This is a genomic window from Chitinophaga sp. LS1, assembly GCF_034274695.1.
Taxonomy (GTDB): domain Bacteria; phylum Bacteroidota; class Bacteroidia; order Chitinophagales; family Chitinophagaceae; genus Chitinophaga.
The window spans coordinates 2,611,585-2,628,390 of sequence record NZ_CP128362.1; the positions used below are offsets into that span (position 1 = coordinate 2,611,585).

The 16,806-nt window shown below is 43.5% G+C and carries 14 protein-coding genes; 2 read left to right on the plus strand and 12 right to left on the minus strand.

Translation table 11 applies throughout. The features are described from left to right. Nucleotides 1-124 precede the first annotated feature (124 nt). Nucleotides 125-2,956 (plus strand): triple tyrosine motif-containing protein, encoded by a 2,832-nt coding sequence (locus QQL36_RS10865; protein ID WP_321569725.1) that lies wholly within the window; start codon nucleotides 125-127, stop codon nucleotides 2,954-2,956. A gap of 100 nt (nucleotides 2,957-3,056) precedes the next feature. On the opposite strand, the gene QQL36_RS10870 is transcribed toward QQL36_RS10865, so the two are convergent. The 12 genes from QQL36_RS10870 to QQL36_RS10925 form a co-directional block, all read right to left on the minus strand. Beyond that, nucleotides 3,057-5,855 (minus strand): bifunctional aconitate hydratase 2/2-methylisocitrate dehydratase, encoded by a 2,799-nt coding sequence (locus tag QQL36_RS10870; RefSeq protein ID WP_321569726.1) that lies wholly within the window; start codon nucleotides 5,853-5,855, stop codon nucleotides 3,057-3,059. A gap of 171 nt (nucleotides 5,856-6,026) precedes the next feature. Next, nucleotides 6,027-6,239 (minus strand): hypothetical protein, encoded by a 213-nt coding sequence (locus tag QQL36_RS10875; RefSeq protein ID WP_321569727.1) that lies wholly within the window; start codon nucleotides 6,237-6,239, stop codon nucleotides 6,027-6,029. A gap of 53 nt (nucleotides 6,240-6,292) precedes the next feature. Beyond that, nucleotides 6,293-7,720, minus strand: a complete 1,428-nt coding sequence (locus QQL36_RS10880) for a TolC family protein (RefSeq protein ID WP_321569728.1) — start codon at nucleotides 7,718-7,720, stop codon at nucleotides 6,293-6,295. Beyond that, nucleotides 7,717-9,075, minus strand: a complete 1,359-nt coding sequence (locus tag QQL36_RS10885) for an HlyD family secretion protein (RefSeq protein ID WP_083724186.1) — start codon at nucleotides 9,073-9,075, stop codon at nucleotides 7,717-7,719. The genes QQL36_RS10880 and QQL36_RS10885 overlap by 4 nt, the downstream gene beginning before the upstream one ends. A gap of 1 nt (nucleotide 9,076) precedes the next feature. Continuing rightward, nucleotides 9,077-10,072: an ABC transporter transmembrane domain-containing protein gene (locus QQL36_RS10890; RefSeq protein ID WP_321569729.1), complete on the minus strand. Its 996-nt coding sequence runs from the start codon at nucleotides 10,070-10,072 to the stop codon at nucleotides 9,077-9,079. 88 nt (nucleotides 10,073-10,160) lie between these two features. Beyond that, nucleotides 10,161-10,490 (minus strand): hypothetical protein, encoded by a 330-nt coding sequence (locus tag QQL36_RS10895; protein ID WP_143708886.1) that lies wholly within the window; start codon nucleotides 10,488-10,490, stop codon nucleotides 10,161-10,163. Between the two features lie 182 nt (nucleotides 10,491-10,672). Next, nucleotides 10,673-11,998, minus strand: coding sequence for a sigma-54 dependent transcriptional regulator (locus QQL36_RS10900; protein ID WP_321569730.1), 1,326 nt, complete (start codon nucleotides 11,996-11,998; stop codon nucleotides 10,673-10,675). Next, nucleotides 11,995-14,196 (minus strand): histidine kinase dimerization/phosphoacceptor domain -containing protein, encoded by a 2,202-nt coding sequence (locus QQL36_RS10905; protein WP_321569731.1) that lies wholly within the window; start codon nucleotides 14,194-14,196, stop codon nucleotides 11,995-11,997. Before QQL36_RS10905 ends, QQL36_RS10900 begins: the two co-directional genes overlap by 4 nt. A gap of 1 nt (nucleotide 14,197) precedes the next feature. Next, the gene (locus QQL36_RS10910) at nucleotides 14,198-14,674 is read right to left on the minus strand and encodes a YoaK family protein (protein ID WP_321569732.1); all 477 of its coding nucleotides are present in this window, start codon (nucleotides 14,672-14,674) and stop codon (nucleotides 14,198-14,200) included. Nucleotides 14,675-14,711: 37 nt separating this feature from the next. Next, nucleotides 14,712-15,410 carry a M17 family peptidase N-terminal domain-containing protein gene (locus QQL36_RS10915; protein WP_321569733.1) on the minus strand — a complete coding sequence of 233 codons (699 nt, stop codon included), beginning with the start codon at nucleotides 15,408-15,410 and terminating at the stop codon, nucleotides 14,712-14,714. Between the two features lie 12 nt (nucleotides 15,411-15,422). Beyond that, nucleotides 15,423-15,572: a hypothetical protein gene (locus QQL36_RS10920; RefSeq protein WP_321569734.1), complete on the minus strand. Its 150-nt coding sequence runs from the start codon at nucleotides 15,570-15,572 to the stop codon at nucleotides 15,423-15,425. A 175-nt stretch (nucleotides 15,573-15,747) separates the two neighbouring features. Continuing rightward, the gene (locus QQL36_RS10925; RefSeq protein WP_235643764.1) at nucleotides 15,748-16,344 is read right to left on the minus strand and encodes an FMN-dependent NADH-azoreductase; all 597 of its coding nucleotides are present in this window, start codon (nucleotides 16,342-16,344) and stop codon (nucleotides 15,748-15,750) included. Nucleotides 16,345-16,459: 115 nt separating this feature from the next. Between QQL36_RS10925 and QQL36_RS10930 the strand changes: the two genes are divergently transcribed. Continuing rightward, nucleotides 16,460-16,804, plus strand: a complete 345-nt coding sequence (locus QQL36_RS10930) for a winged helix-turn-helix transcriptional regulator (RefSeq protein ID WP_083724202.1) — start codon at nucleotides 16,460-16,462, stop codon at nucleotides 16,802-16,804. The last annotated feature ends 2 nt before the right edge of the window (nucleotides 16,805-16,806 follow it).

The following is a 16,806-nucleotide window of genomic DNA, read 5'->3' on the forward strand; positions in this document are numbered from 1 at the left end:
TGAATGTTTTACGCAGTTTTACGGGGTTGTTCAAATGATGAGTGCTCCATTTTTTCTTTACAGATATCTGCTCACCTTCTTATTCTTACTACCTGTATGGGCTATTGGTCAAAACACAATCGGTTTGGCCGAGATAAAGAATTATACACGAGAAATAACGCGTGCTCAGGCTCAGACATGGAATATTCAGGAAGACCGGTTTGGTAATCTTTATTTTGCCAATAATGTGGGTTTGTTATGTTTTAATGGTCATGAATGGAAAAAATATTTATTACCTAACAAAACGTTCTTACGTTCCCTGGCAATAGCCCGGGATGACAGAATTTACGTAGGCGGACAGGATGCACTGGGCTATTTTTTCCCTGATGAGAATGGGCTTCTGGTATACCATTCCCTTGCATCTCTGATTCCACCTGCAGATCGGGCCTTTGCAGACGTATGGAATATTGTTACGTATGAAAACGCCGTTTTTTTCAGGTCTTTACATAAAATTTTCAGATACGATCCCTTAAAGGGGAAAATGGAAGTATATAACATAAGAGAAGGTTCCCGGTGGATCTATATGGCTGTTTATGACCAGCATTTATATGCGCAGGATGAAACTACCCTGAAGCTGTTTCAATACACACAGGGACAGTGGAAACCTGCTGTCATCCAACCAGGGCATTCTATCATGGCTATGTATCACTATAATAAGGATACTACATTAATTGCATCCTGGAAAAATGGATTGTTTTTGATGAACAGTCAAAAACAGATCCCTCTTGTAATAGATAGTGCTATTTTTAAAGATCAACTTTATTGTATTGGAAGGATAAATGCAAATACTTACGCGCTTGGAACTGTTTCCAATGGCATCTATTTCATTGACAGAAACGGCCATACCATTAGACATTTGTCTATGCACGAGGGAATTCAGGATAACAATATCAGAACCCTTTTTACAGACCATGAGTCCAATCTCTGGGCAGGACTGGATGAAGGTATTGATATGATCTATTCAGCCTCTGCTATACAAAAGATAAAATCTGATAAGCTGCCATCAACATCTGCCTACACCATTCGTATCCTGAATAATTCTTTATATATAGGATCTGCAGAAGGTTTATATTATACGCAGCTAAGTTTGCCTGCATCTGAAGATATTTCTCTTTCACGCGGAACATTTTCTTTAGTGCCTCACTCGGAAGGACAAACATGGGATATTGATACAATCAACGGAATGATACTGATGGGCCATCATGATGGGGTTTGGAGTATACAGCAGCATGGTGCCAGCTTTATCAATGACAATCAAAAAGGAGTGTGGCAATTCAGACGTTTACCCAAACCAGGCTATCTGGTTGCGGGAACTTATGAAGGACTGCAACTGTTTCGACAAAGAAAAGGAAAACTGGAAACTGTTCCACTTTATCATAATTTCCTCAATGAACCATTACGCTTTATAGAAATAGATGATGAGAACAATATTGTCTGGGCTTCACATCCCTACCGCGGTATTTACCAGATAAAGTTTTCGCCTCAATTTGATTCCGTGAAATCTATCAGGCTGTTTACTAATGCAGAGGGCCTGCCCGGTGCACTGGGCAATTATGTTTTTAAAATAAACAACCACATCGTGTTTGCAACCAGTCAGGGTATTTACGAATTTGATAAGCATAGTCAGACTTTTAAAACATCTGTAAAATACGCTCCTGTATTTGGGAAATTGCCTGTCCAGTATATGGTATCAGATGCTACCGGGAAGATATGGTTTGCTTCAGGGGATAAGTTCGGGGTAGCAGAAAAAAAAACCATCAAATATTTTCCTGAACTACAGGGGCTGCTGGTAGGTGGTTTTGAGAAGATTTATCCTTATAATGATAACAACATATTTATTGCTGCATACAGAGGCATTATTCATCTCAATTATAATAAATATATAGAACCAGATAGTAATCTGTCTGCCCGGTTAACCAAAGTAGTCACCCATTTTAAAAGAGATTCGCTACTTTTCAGTGATTATTTTGTATATAAAGGTCAACTTTCAGAAACGCAGTATCCCGCTAATATACATAATTTGCCCGCCGGTTACAGTGCTTTCCATTTTGAATTTGCTTCTAACCAGGTGAGAGAGTCTGCTAAGGTTTTGTATAGCTACCGTCTGTCAGGACTTGATGAGGAATGGTCTGCGTGGTCAACACAAAATTTTAAGGACTATATCAATCTCCCTTATGGGAACTATCGTTTCGAATTAAGAGCGAAAGACAATCGCGGTAATATATCGCTACCTGTTGTCTATTCATTTGAAATATTACCTTTATGGTACCAGACCAGATGGGCCTTATTGATGTACATCATATTGTTTGTTGCACTCATACTTTTTTTAAATAGGTTGCATCATAACAGACTCCGCATACAAAAAGAAAAGTTTGAGAAAGAAGAGGCCCAGTTAAAATACCTGCATGAGCTGGAGATCAAAAACAACGAACAGGAAATCATTCATCTGAAAAATGAACGGCTGGAAACAGAAGTTATCTATAAAAATAAAGAGCTTGCGGCTACTACTATGCATCTCTATAAAAGAGGCCGTTTGCTGGGTAAAATCAAAGATGAACTTTCCATTGCCACACAAAAACTATCAGTTAAAGAAAGCCGTAATGATTTTAAAAAAGTACTTAAGCTGATTAGTGACGAAGAAAAACGTGAAAATGACTGGGAACAGTTTGCCATTCATTTTGATCAGGTACATAACCAGTTTCTCAGCAAAATGAAATTAACTTATCCCGATCTCACCTCAACCGACCTGAAAACCTGTGCTTACCTGAAAATGGGACTTTCATCTAAAGAAATGGCACAGTTTCTCAATATCAGTTTAAAAGGAGTTGAAATTGCGCGCTACCGGTTACGAAAAAAACTCGGTCTTTCTCCCGGTATACATCTTACAGATTTTATTAATCAGGAAGCTACTAAATAGCGCAGTCCTTCGATGTTAATGTTGTTATGGTGGGATGTGAAGGAATAGAAATAAAAAGGCGTCTCATCAATTATGATGAGACGCCTTTCGTATAGTAGTATTAATAAGACAGACTGTCTTTACCTACCGGACTAGAAACCAGATTTTTCAAAGGAGGTGCGAACTTTGTCAGATCGATACCTTCTACAGCCGTTTTATATTCTTCCATATTAGGAATTCTTCCAAGGATAGCAGAAAGAACAACTACTGGTGTGGAAGCAAGCAAAGATTCTCCTTTTTTACGATCGGAATCTTCCACAACTCTACCCTGGAAAAGACGGGTTGATGTGGCCATTACTGTATCTCCTTTAGCTGCTTTTTCCTGGTTACCCATACAAAGGTTACAACCCGGACGCTCGAGATACATCATGTTTTCGTATTCTGTACGTGCAGCGCCTTTCGGAGCATTGTCGTTGAATTCGAAGCCAGAATATTTCTGCAATATTTCCCAATCTCCTTCTACCTGCAATTCATCAATGATATTGTAAGTTGGAGCTGCTACCACCAGCGGAGCATTGAACTCAACCTTACCTTTCTGTTTTTCCAGGTTCCTGAGCATTTGAGAAACGATTTTCAAATCGCCCTTGTGTACCATGCAGGATCCTACGAAACCAAGATCCACTTTTTTATCACCGTAGTAAGAGAGTGTACGGATGGTATCGTGGGTATAACGCTTAGAAACGTCGTCATTATTCACATCAGGGTCTGCAATCATTGGTTCAACGATGATATCCAGATCCACTACCACTTCAGCGTAATACTTAGCATTCGTATCTGGTGTTAAAGCTGGCTTTTCACCTGATTTAATCTCAGCGATTCTCTTATCAGCTTTATTGATCAATCCCTGCAGTACCTGCCTGCTGTTATCCATGCCTTTTTCGATCATGATCTGGATTCTGCCTTTCGCAATTTCCAGTGATTGAATCAGGGTATCATCTTCAGAAATACAGATGGAAGCTTTTGCTTTCATCTCTGCGGTCCAGTCAGTAAAGGTGAAAGCCTGGTCAGCAGGGAGTGTTCCGATGTGTACTTCAATCACTCTGCCCTGGAAAACGTTCTCTCCGGCAAATTTCTGCAGCATCTGCGCCTGTGTAGCGTGTACAACATCACGGAAATCCATGTGATCCTTCATTTCTCCTTTGAAGGTTACTTTCACTGACTCCGGAATTGGCATGGATGCTTCACCAGTAGCCAATGCCAGGGCAACGGTACCTGAGTCAGCCCCAAAAGCAACACCTTTAGACATTCTTGTGTGAGAGTCACCACCAATGATGATTGCCCACTCATCTATCGTAATATCGTTGAGTACTTTGTGAATTACATCTGTCATGGAATGATATTCACCTTTCGGGTCACGGGCAGTAATCAATCCAAACTCATTCATGAATTTCATGAGTTTTGGAATGTTTGTCTGCGCCTTCTTGTCCCATACTGATGCGGTGTGACAGCCTGACTGGTAAGCACCGTCAACAATTGGCGAAATCACAGTGGCAGCCATAGATTCCAGTTCCTGGGCAGTCATCAGACCGGTCGTATCCTGAGAACCTACGATATTTACCTCTACACGAACATCTGAACCGGCATGTAATACTTTGCCCGGAGTAATACCAACCGCATTTTTGTTAAAGATCTTTTCTACTGCTGTCAGACCCTGGCCCTCGTGAGAAATTTCTTTTGGCAGTGCAAATACAGCGGTAGGTTCAATACCGAGGATCTTAGCCGCTATGGTCTGGATCTTTTTACCGAACACGATAGCATATGATCCGCCAGCCTTGATAAATTCCATTTTCTGAGGCGTCAGTGCCTTAGAAATGTCAATCAGTTCCTTATCGCCGTTGTAAAGTTTCTTTGTCTTTGTGTTGATGGTAAGAACTGTGCCGGTAGCAACAGAGTATACTTCCTCGAGAATATGCTCACCAGCTTCATTGCGAACAAGTTTACCATTTTCGTCTACCTTTTTCACCCAGTTTTTGAGGTCAATACCGATACCACCGGTTACGTCAACAGTCGTGAGGAAAATTGGAGAAATGCCGTTTGTACCACCTACAATCGGGGCAATGTTCACAAATGGAACATAAGGACTTGCCTGTTTGCCCGTCCAGAGGGCCACGTTATTTACACCAGACATTCTTGATGAACCTACGCCCATGGTGCCTTTATCAGCAATCAACATCACGCTCTTGTTAGGATGTTGTGCCTGCAGCGCCCTGATTTCGGCCTGTGCCTGGGGAGTGATCATGCATTTACCATGCAATTCACGGTCAGATCTGGAGTGTGCCTGATTACCCGGAGAGAGTAAGTCAGTAGAAATATCACCTTCACCAGCTATGAAAGTTACTACCTTAATTTCTTCAGGCAGTTCAGGGAGGTTAGTGAAAAATTCCGCTTTAGCATAACTTTCAAGGATCTCTTTAGCTATCTCATTTTCATTTTTGAATGCTTCTTTCAGACGGTCTGTGTCGGCATCATAGAGGAAAACCTGCGTTTTCAGCACATTTGCAGCTTTTTTCGCAATAGCGACATCTTCACCCAGCGCCAGATCCAGCAACACCCCGATGGAAGGACCACCCTTCATATGTGATAATAGCTCAAAAGCAAAAGATGGGGAAATTTCCTCAACTACGGCAGTACCAAGAATGATTTCCTTTAAAAACTGAGCCTTTACACCAGCAGCAGGAGTAGTTCCTGGCAATACGTTGTAAATAAAGAAGTTAAGAGAATCTTTTCTGTGCACATTGTCAAGATCTCTAATTTGCGCGATGACTTCACTTAGTAATTCTGCGCCATCAATCGGCTTGGGATGGAGGTCCTGACCTTTTCTTTCCTCAATTTCATTGAGATACTCATTATAACGACTCATACGACTTTTCTTTTTAAATGCGAAGACGCAAAGGTAAATAATGTAGATAATATTACATAGCTATCTAATAATATCTCACTTTAGCGGAGGGGGAATAAGCATCTCCACCCGCTCCCACTAAAGGAAACAGCTTAAACCATAATTCTCACATGCGATTCTTCGGAGGGTTACTTATTTTAATGTAACCTGCTTATTCTCTGCACTATGCCTTAAATAAATCACACATATGGCCCCCAGTGCGATCATTACCCCCAGCCCCGCAGCGGTAAATGCCTCCAGGTAAGGTCGTGCCGCCGCCATCACATGGTAAAAGCTATTTTCAGGGTGATCTACAGAAAGATACCCCTTGACGAATCCTGCCACTATCAATGCCACCCAGAACACTGCGAGGCTTAAATTATTGATGACTGTCTCCTTTTGAGACGGTCTTTTTATTCTTATAATTGCTGTCTGGTTCCAGCTTTATAATATAATTCAGCCAGCTTTTTCTGATACCCCGATATGATACTCTCTCTCTTGATTTTCATATCTATCAGCTTACTTTCCCTGCTATTAATCAAAAACAGCGTACTCTCTCCCAGATCAAATTTCTGCAATTCACCTGCTAATAATGCCTGTTGGTTATTAATACTCCGCACCTGCACGATTAGCTGTGACTGATAAGCTGTGAGGCTATTAAATGAGGCCGTGATATCATTGTTAATCTCGCGTCCGGATTGCATCAGATCGTAATCTACCTGCTGCTGTTTAAATCTGACCTGTTTCAGTTTTCCCCGCTCTGCACGCAGGAACAACGGGAAAGCAAAATCGACACCTATCTTGTAATTACTCCATCCAAAGTCATAATAATCCGGTACATAAGAACCAAAATCTGTACGTCTGCTCAGCAATGATCCATTGATGTTGATCTTGGGCTTCAGCTTCTCCTGTGCAAACCGGCGTTCTACATCCAGTTGCTCTCCCTTTGCACGCAGCTTTACCAGCTCCGGATGCATATCGGCTAATCCAAGTAAAGAGTCCAGCAGTACTCTGTCTGGCAATTGCAGTTGCTGATTTGACTCCTGTGGAATCGCGTCTTTGGGTAGCTCCAGCGGTGTACCTTTCTCGTTCCAGAGATGGTTGGAAAGTACCAGCATCGCATTCTTTACTTCTATCTCACTCTTAGCCAGCTGGATCTCCCTGTCCTGTACCGTGATGCTTGCTTCGATGGTATCCAGTCCAGGTTTATCACCCAGCAATGCCTGATTAGTCAGTGCTTTAAAACGCTTTGTGGCAAGATCCAGCCCTTCTTTAATCAACACATATTCCCTGAAGGCATAGTACCAGTTCCAGTAATCTTTTACGGCACCAAACCACACGCTGTTTATTTGTTTCACTTTATCTGCTTCTGCATAGTTCAGCATGGCTTTTGCCTGCCAGAGCGTACTACGCCGCGCATCAATCAGCAACCCTGCACCTAGTGGTATGTTCAACCCAACTGCTACAAGACCTGCATCAGTCGTATGTGTTTCAGGATTTGTATACACACCCGTGTTGCGGTCATAGCCTACTTTCAGATCAGCACCGGCAATGTATAAAGGTACCTTCAGTTCATTATGCCAGTTATTATAGTATGTAGTATGACCAAATAATTTACGTCCGAAAGCAGATTTCAATGTCGGGTCAAATTCTCCTTTTGATTGCAGCACGCCGGCCTTTGCCGCATCGCTCAATAAAGCCGCCTGCTTTACGATAGGATGATTCATGAAAACGATATCTTCCAGATCCCCCAGCGAAAAGATTCTGGCCGTATCCTGCGCATAAGCACATTCCCACGAAAACAGCAGTAAGCCGGCAATTAAATAATAGCTTAATTTCTTCATCATTTCTTACTATTTGAATCCTTTGTTGAAGGCTCTTTCTCCAAACTTGGCGGGAAACCATTCAGTTGTCGCCAGATTTCATACCACAGCGGCACTGATCGAAGAATAATACGACCATATACGCCAGAACCCTGTCTGAGCTGAATAGGCCAGGCCTCATCATTTTGAGGAACCGGCGTAGTAGGTTTTATCAGCAATCTGTATTTACCACCATTACTACTGATCCTGTCAATCGCCCATACCTTGCCCGCAAATGTTCCTACCGCTACTGAAGGCCATCCGGAAAACTGCACTGATGGCCAGCCTTCAAACTGTAATCGAACATCACTCGTATCCAGGATCAGGGGCACGTCCATGGCATTTACATATAATTCTGCCGCCACCTGTGGATGGAGTGGTTGTAGTGTTGCAATGGATTCACCTTCTTTGATATTTTCGCCAATACCAGCTTTCAGTGTTTTTACCACATATCCGTCCTGTGGTGCACGTACTACATATAGACCACGGCGTATCGTGATATTGGAGATGTCATTGCGTAGTTTGGCAATATCTCCTTTTACGCCTGCACGGCTTGACAGAGCAGAACTCATATCCGACTGGGCTTTGGCCAGTGATTCCTGGTACTTGGCCCTGATATTGTCGAGGTCAATCAGTGCATTTAGTAAGCCCTGTTTGGAGTTGTTCAATTTGTTTTGTTGTCCGATCACTTTGGCATTGTCTTCCTGCAGTTTGAGGCGGCGGGTTTCAATGTCAGTCAGTGAGAACAGGCCATTCTTATAGCCGGATTCGTACCGTTCCAGACGGGCTTTAGATGTTTCGTAATAATTCTGTACAGCTACCAGGTCAGCACTGTCCATCTTCACATAGTTTTCAGACTGACGCACCTTATTTTCGGCAGCGGACAACTGGTATTGCAATCCACGGTTCATGGCCTGGATCTGAGCAGCTGTTGCCTCCATTTTCTGTACGGCAGCGCTTTCGCTGTTCTTTTTGGCTTCCAGCTGTTCTGCGAGCCGCTCTGGCAATTCAGGGTCAAAGTAAGACTGGCTGGTCTCTGAGATCACCAGGATCGTATCCCCTTTTTTTACTTCCTGACCATCGCGCACGGCCCAGTGTTCAATCCGCCCACCTATCTGGTTCTGCACAGTCTGAGGACGGTCTTCAGGCCTTAGCGCGGTGACAGTTCCTTTGCCTGGAATGGTCTGGCGCCAGGGCAGGAGCAGGATGATAAAGAATATGACGAGGCAGATGCTCATGATCTTGCCCAGCATTTGCGATCCATTTATCTGAATGAGTTCGGCTTGTGACTGTGTATTCAAAGCCTCCATGTGTTTATGATGTAAACTATTTTGTGCCATATTATTTGCCCTCCTCTATTTCAAGATCAGTGACTACAGCCAGTTTCTCTGCGCCGGTTACCATGTCAAATACTGTATTCAGACTAGTCATTAGTTTTTCAATAGCATAACTAATCTGTACCACGATCACTTCCGCAGCTACAAACTGACCGAAAGTCATTTCTCTTTCTACTACGAAAAATGATCCCATCAGCAACAGACCGCCCATCAGGATGGTGCGTAGTGCTACAGAACTGACGAAGAATTTCTTCAGTACATTAAAGTGATCATTACGGGCCATGAGATATTTAGCGGTGATCTCGTCAGTGGTTTTACATACCTGGTCCATCTTTTCAGGATGGCCACGGTAGGTGTCCAGATCAGCTGCTACCTCTTCGAGGTGAGCGACCAGCTCATATTTATAGCCGGATTCGTCAATGCTGGTATTGACCCCATGTCTGAAATAGAGTATGAGCACCAATGCGATGGCGGCAATAGCAAATAACCCCACCGCCATAAATACAGGGTGGTAAAAGGAGAGGAGTATGGCACTGAAAAATATCTGGACGGATGCAGCTACAATGTCCACCAGCAATTTAGTCAGGCCTTTTTGAATAGTGAGAATATCAAAGAAACGGTTCACCAGTTCTGGTGGATGTTCACCATTTATTTCTTCCTTTTTGATACGGGGCAGGCGATACGCGAACTCCATGGCCGCTTTGGCAAATATCTTCTGCTCGAGAAATTCAACAAGCGTCAGTTGTCCGATCAATAGTGCACCCCCAATCACGATACCTGTCAGTACTACCGCTATTAAGATATAGGTAGAACTATACATAGAACCGTTGGACAGCAAGTTATAGACAGCCGTTGTTCCTAACGGCAGCGTGAGACCAATGATGCCGATAAGTACGGCATAAATAAAAATGTAATTAATAGAGGTTCGTTCGTGATGTAACAACCTCACCAACCTTTGCCAGGGTGACGGAGCATCCGCATGCTTCTTCTTCTTCTTCATAAACAAAGTTTATTCTAGTAATGAATTGATGATGTAGTATTACTATATATACTGGTGTGTTATGACGGTAACGAAGCCTGATCAGGATTTAAATGAATAAAAGTGGAGGAGGGGTCAGCACATCCCTGAGGGGTTCTTTAAAAATGCTAAAACTATAGGTCTCCCAATGTACAGAAAGGGGGGAGGCCCAGGTAAGTGTGGAAAGGCTGAGGCCGTCTTCATAAAATGAGAAGAGTTCTTTGCCGCCTTTTTTTACACAGTTATCCCCAAAGTCGCCGATAGGCGCTTCGTCACTGGCATTCTCGATATTATAGGATTTGTAAAAAGCGTACGAATAACGGCATGCGCCTACAGTAAATACTGTAATCAGCAGCAACCATATTATCCTCTTTAACGACGAGTTCCTTAAATTGTTCACAGTTTCCACTATTACAAATATAGGTATTCAGCCTAAAAATAGTAGTGTTATAACAATTATTTATATGAATTGAACAGGATATAATATAGTCCCAATAAGATCTTCACTAAAATTACCGTAAAAAGTATAGGCTTTGACGCATGCTGTTTTGTGGGAAAGTATGTATGACGGTGTAGAATAACTCATTGATAGGTTTGCTGAATACCAAACTTCTTCATCTTTGCAAATAGGGTCTGCGCAGCTATACCCAAGGCTGCGGCAGCTCCTCCTGCACCACTCACCTTGCCATGACTGGCGCGCAGCGCCCTGATAATATGCTCCTTCTCCATCTCCTCCATGGTCTTGATCACCTCCGACGAAGCCACTGGCGTAATATCTGGTTGTGACCGCAAATCAATCGAAGTGATCTCCGATCCCTCTGCCAGCAATACCTGTCTTTCGATCAGGTGCTCCAGTTCCCTGATATTCCCCGGCCAGGGATATTCCTTCATTTGTCGCAATACAGTTGCGCTGATCTTATTGACTGTCTTCCCAAACTTCTCTAAAAAATAATATGCTAACGGTTCTATATCCTCTTTCCGCTCCCGCAATGGGGGCACTTCTATGGGAAACACATTCAATCTGTAATACAGATCCAATCTGAATCTTCCTTCAGCCACCTCTTTCTCTAAATTCCTGTTTGTAGCAGTAATGATCCGCACATCAATAGGTATAATTGCCTGTCCTCCTAATCGCTCTACCTCCCGCTGCTGCAATACCCGCAGCAGTTTTACCTGTGCCTCTAAGGGCAATTCACCTATTTCATCTAAAAATACGGTACCTCCATTTGCCTGTTCAAACTTCCCGATCCGTTGCTGGTTTGCACCTGTAAAAGCCCCTCTCTCATATCCAAACAACTCTGATTCTACCAGTGATAAAGGCAATGCTGCACAGTTTACCGTCACCATTGGCTGATGACTGCGGGAAGAAGCCCTATGTATTGCTGCTGCCACTTTTTCCTTGCCTGTACCGCTTTCGCCGGTGATGAGCACAGAGGTATTGCTGGGTGCTACTTTGCTGATGTGGGCCAATACATTTGAAAATGCCCTGCTCCGGCCTACCATCCCTGTATCCTGTAGTACTGCCGGCTGTTGTTGCTTTGCTTCTAATTCATGTCTGAAGAAGGCAATATCCAGCATGACCAGCAGATCCTTTTCCCTGAATGGTTTTACAAGAAAGCCATACGGGTTCGTGGTCTTAGCCGCTTCCAGTATATCCTGGTTTGTATTCGCTGAAATAAAAAGGAAAGGTAAGCGCTGTGTCATCAGCTCCCTCGCCAGATCAATGCCCGTCAGGTCGCCTTTGAGTATAATATCTATCAGCATCCAGTCAGGTTGTTTACTCTCAATCAGCTTGCGGGCCTGTACCACGCCCGATGCTATGCCGACTACCGTATATCCTGCTTTCTGCAGCATCAGCCGCAAATCGTTTGCTACAATAAACTCGTCCTCTACAATCAATATCTTCATATCATTTCTTTTTGCGCAGCGGGGAAAACTATTGTAATGACAGTACCTTGCTCACTCGTCACCTCAAATGTACCATCCAGCTGTTCACTCAGCCCACGCATGAGGTTCATGCCAAGTGATGATGTATTATCGATGTTAAATTGCTCAGGCAGTCCTGTTCCATTATCGAAGATACGAAGCTGCCAGTGCTGCTCATCTATGTTTTTTAGCGAAATTTCAATAATACCCTGACGTGTTCCGGGGAATGCATATTTGATGGCATTGCTCACTGACTCATTCAGCACAAGTCCCAGCGGTACAGCCTGTGCAACATCTAATTCCAGTGGGGTAATATCCAGGTTGAATAGTATTTGTGCTTTTGTCGGGAAACTTTCCTGCATGTAAGCCACCAGTTCCCTGATATACCAGCTCATGTCAATCCTGGCCAGATTGTCCGTCTGGTATAGCTTCTGGTGGATCAGTGACATAGCATGCATACGATGTTGACTGTTGCGGATCGCATCGATAGCGTCCTGGTTGTCCAGGTAATTGGATTGGGAATTAAGCAGACTAATTACAATCTGTAAATTGTTTTTTACCCGATGATGAATCTCTTTCAGTAACCATTCTTTTTCCTGTAGCAGCTTGCGCAATAATTCATTCTGATTATTGATCTCCTCCTGTTTTTGTTGCAATTGCAGGTTGCTGCGTTGTTTCAGCCTGCTACGGTTATATGTCAGCGCGAGGATAATCAGCAATGCACATACTCCTGCAAAGATTACATTCCTGAATATAATTTCTTTTTGTAATGATGCTTCCTGCAATGCTGACTTTTGTCGTAATAATTGAATATCCTGGTCTTTTTTATTGGTTTCAAACTGGATCTGTAGCACAGCCAGTTGTCTTGATTTATTCAGATTAGTAGTAGAATCTGAGAATAATTTATATAGCTTATAGTGTTCCAGTGCTCCTTGTACATCGCCCGCTGCAGAATCTGCACGATACAGTAACTGGTGGCTTTGTAGTAACCTGATGGCTGGTTCGTCACGGTTCAGGACATCCTCTGAATAAGCTACCAGGTAGGGTTTGCTTTCTTTCATTTTTCCCATACCCTGCAAATAGCCAGCTATAGCAAGCCTGCTTATCTGTCTGAAATAAGGCGATAATTTTTGCCTGTTGTACAGTGTTACGATCTTATTGAAGTACGGCATTCCGCTTTTAAAATCTTTCATGGCAAGATAGGTGTTGATATAACGGGTCAACAGATCTACCCAGGCGTCATCATCTTCTTTAGCAATGGGAATGAGGGATTCTATCTTATGAAGCGTATCCAGCGAAGCTTTGTACTGACCCAGCTTACGAAGAATAAATGAAATATTGATCTGAATACTTTGTATGCTATTCGTATCGCTGTTTGAATAAGCAATTTTTAACCCACGATTGAAGTATTCCAATGCCTGTTCATATTGATCTATGGTATAAAAAATCATACCAAGACGGTTGTAGATAGGGCTCATGATAATACCTGTTTCATGTACTTGTTCTCCCGTTTGCATAGCCATGAGGTTATAACGGAGTGCGTTGGGAAAATCATTCAGAAAAGTATAGGTATTCCCCATCAGGCTATAGAGTCCGTGTAATCTTATAAAGTGTACTTGGTTGTAAAGTTGTAACGCGGTCTGAAGTGTTTGTAATGATTTGGTATACTCTCCGTTCACACTATAGAGATCCCCTACGAATTCCAGCATACTGGCTGCGCTCAGGTAATCGTGGATGCTGCGGTAAATGTCGACGGCATCTTCGTAGTAGAGAATCTTTGCAGGGAGATCGGTGGATCTGTTTTGAAAAGTGCCTCCTATTTCGATCAGGGCTTCTGCCTGTAACCGGGGTGTACCATACTTCCTGAGAATATTGTAGGCTTCCATGCTGGTAGCACGACGGCCATCATCCCTGTGTGATTCGTTCAGGATCTTTGCGGTCAGGAGTTTACCAATACCAATGCCTCCCTGATAGTTCATCTTTCTGCTGAGAGAATCTATTTGTCTGGCAATGGTCCAGGCAGAATCCATATCCTGTTTTTCATAACCTGTCTTCAGGATCAGGCGTTGCCCATCTCTGTACAGGGCGCTGATTTTCGCGGTATCCTGTCCAAATGAAGGAATAAAAAACAGGAGGGCCACCAAAGTGGCCACTCCTTTTATTTGAAGATCATGCATCATATTATACCAGCTGTTTGCGTGGCAGTGCTTCCCTCATCAGATAACAGATACAGATGGCTACACCTGGTCCAATGATGGACGTCAATCCCAGGTATCTGGCCATAATGGCGCCCATCAGGCATCCCAGCAAAAAGCCTCCGATTAATATGGAGACATTTCGCAAACGCTGCATGGCTGCCGGCTCTTTAAAACCAGTACGTACCAGATTGCCCAGATCAAGTGCAGCCTGTGTTACATTGTCCGTCATCATCGTGGTCGGACCATGCGTCTCTTTGGCAAAGAGTTTACCAAAGGCATTCTGCAGTCCCATTGCCACCACTACCATGAATACCAGCAAATATAACATAAAGGAACTCATCAGGGGCAGGAACATCGCCAGCACCCCAGTCATCATCAGCAGCACGCTTTCCACCAGCATGATCCGGTACTTTCTGACTAGTACCCTGGCCAGCCAGCCACCTATCATCACCGCCGCCACAATGCGGAGTGCATAAAATTGAGATCAGCTTTCATAATTACTGGAATGATTGAATAGCTGTCTCAATGCCTTGTCCTGCTACTGTGAAGAATGAAGGCCCTGCCAGCAGTATCACTTTGCTCAGTGGTTTGAAAGCTGCATAGTGTTTACTTTTAAGGTATTCAGCTACTTTATAAGCCTGCAGCATACCTTTGGTCACATTCTCTGCTACCAGTGCTGTCGGAGAGTCGATACCCGCATCTTTCAGATCACTTGCAAATGACAGAGAAGCTACATTCAGTGACAGTGCTTCACGCATAGCGACACTACCTACTTTCGTCATCAGCCCGGGTGTGAATTGATTACGATCGCCGAGACCGATGAGCAACAGTTTCTTTGCCTTGATCTTGCCCGCTGGTGGTGTGATGAGAATTGTTTCCAATGCATGACCTGCAAACTGGCCGGACTTACGGATTTCAGTGATAAGGCCATTGGTGGCTTCATCCAGATATACCATGCCATTGAGTGCTGCTGGCAGGGCAGGAGGGGCGTTGAAAATATCGCCTTCGGTATATTCAAATACACAGGCTATCTGCAGGTCTGCTACAGCTGCAGAAGGTCCTTGTACAAGCCCTTCGATGGTGACGCCATCTACTTTGCCCCAGGCTTTGGAGGTGCCTACAGCAGTATTAGTTTGCTGTGCATGTACAAAAATGTGTGCGAGTAATAATGTGGTTACAACTATTGTGCGTTTCATGTTTATTAAAATTTAAATGCGACATGTGTATTTACGAAGATGCCATAAGGAGTAGCGCCAGTTAAATACAGCATCTGCCTGCAATACGAAGTGCTCACCAAATGGCATGTTACTGTAATGATGCAGGTCTATCAGGTTCACCGGACCTGGAGATGGTTTCATGTTATGATGTTTTTACAGGGGGCAATCTGTATGCCGAGGGTTAACATGCTTTAAATCAATTGTTTAAAATAAATATAGACAATGGCTTATTTACCGTATTTCGTATTTTGAATAAAAAAAACAAAACCGCACCCGGAAAAGGAGTGCGGTTTCGAAAAATATATTGCAGGGTGAATTACACAGTAATCGCTTCGTATGCTTTTTCCATCGCAGTATCCTGTACACCTGGTACACTCAAACCTTCTGCTCTTACCACGGTCACATCCGTCATGCCCATAAACCCTAACACCGCTCTCAGGTAATTTTCTGTATAATCATACACCTTCATCATTCCTTCAGAATAGACGCCTCCTGTAGAAATAGCCAGATATACTTTCTTGCCTTTCACCAATCCTTCCGGTCCATTTGCTCCATAGCTAAATGTCTTTCCTCTTCTGGCAATATGATCAATCCATGACTTCAGATTGGAAGTAATACTGAAGTTATACATCGGTGCGCCGATTACCACTACATCTGCTGCCAGCAATTCAGCAATTGCTTCGTCAGAATGTGCAATCGCACTCACCTGCTCAGCAGATCTATTTTCTTCAGGGGTAAAAAAGGATTGAATATGCGCTTCTTCCAGGTGCGGAAACGGTGCTGCGGCCAGGTCGCGAATTACTACAGTGCTACCGGGATGAGCAGCAGTCAGCTTTTCAACAATGGCATTTCCTAATTGTGCGCTATACGACTGAGACTTTCTTGGGCTGGTGATCAAATGCAATATTCTCATGATGCTTATTTTTAAATTTTAACCCAAAAGTATCTACAATCTCCTCGCGGCTGGCGATACTATATTCCCGGATAGCACTATCCTACAGGATAGTAATATGTCGTATTTTTGTACCATGAGCGTACGAACCAAAGAAACATGCAGAAAACACATCATTCCTGTCAAAGATGCCCTTGATGTACTCGGTGGCAGGTGGAAGCTCCAGCTCCTGATTCATTTGGGCTTTGGTCCCCGTCGTTTCAACCAGCTCGCCAAAGAGCTGGCTCCCATTACAGACAGAACCCTTTCCAAAGAGCTAAAAAGCCTGGAAGCTAACAAGATTATTTCACGCACCGAATATGATGCTTTCCCTCCTGTAGTAGAATACAGGATCACGCCCCACGGAGAATCACTGTTTGCCGTGATTTCAGAACTCGGCAACTGGGGGCGTGCCCATAGAAAGTTAATAATGGATAAGTAAAG

What these genes read in the sequence shown, in the direction of transcription:
- QQL36_RS10925 (WP_235643764.1), bottom strand. Translation starts at nt 16,344, where the DNA reads ATGAGAATATTGCATTTGATCACCAGCCCAAGAAAGTCTCAGTCGTAT.
- QQL36_RS10885 (WP_083724186.1), bottom strand. Translation starts at nt 9,075, where the DNA reads ATGGCACAAAATAGTTTACATCATAAACACATGGAGGCTTTGAATACA.
- QQL36_RS10890 (WP_321569729.1), bottom strand. Translation starts at nt 10,072, where the DNA reads ATGAAGAAGAAGAAGAAGCATGCGGATGCTCCGTCACCCTGGCAAAGG.
- QQL36_RS10930 (WP_083724202.1), top strand. Translation starts at nt 16,460, where the DNA reads ATGAGCGTACGAACCAAAGAAACATGCAGAAAACACATCATTCCTGTC.
- QQL36_RS10905 (WP_321569731.1), bottom strand. Translation starts at nt 14,196, where the DNA reads ATGATGCATGATCTTCAAATAAAAGGAGTGGCCACTTTGGTGGCCCTC.
- QQL36_RS10900 (WP_321569730.1), bottom strand. Translation starts at nt 11,998, where the DNA reads ATGAAGATATTGATTGTAGAGGACGAGTTTATTGTAGCAAACGATTTG.
- QQL36_RS10880 (WP_321569728.1), bottom strand. Translation starts at nt 7,720, where the DNA reads ATGATGAAGAAATTAAGCTATTATTTAATTGCCGGCTTACTGCTGTTT.
- QQL36_RS10915 (WP_321569733.1), bottom strand. Translation starts at nt 15,410, where the DNA reads ATGAAACGCACAATAGTTGTAACCACATTATTACTCGCACACATTTTT.
- QQL36_RS10920 (WP_321569734.1), bottom strand. Translation starts at nt 15,572, where the DNA reads ATGAAACCATCTCCAGGTCCGGTGAACCTGATAGACCTGCATCATTAC.
- QQL36_RS10870 (WP_321569726.1), bottom strand. Translation starts at nt 5,855, where the DNA reads ATGAGTCGTTATAATGAGTATCTCAATGAAATTGAGGAAAGAAAAGGT.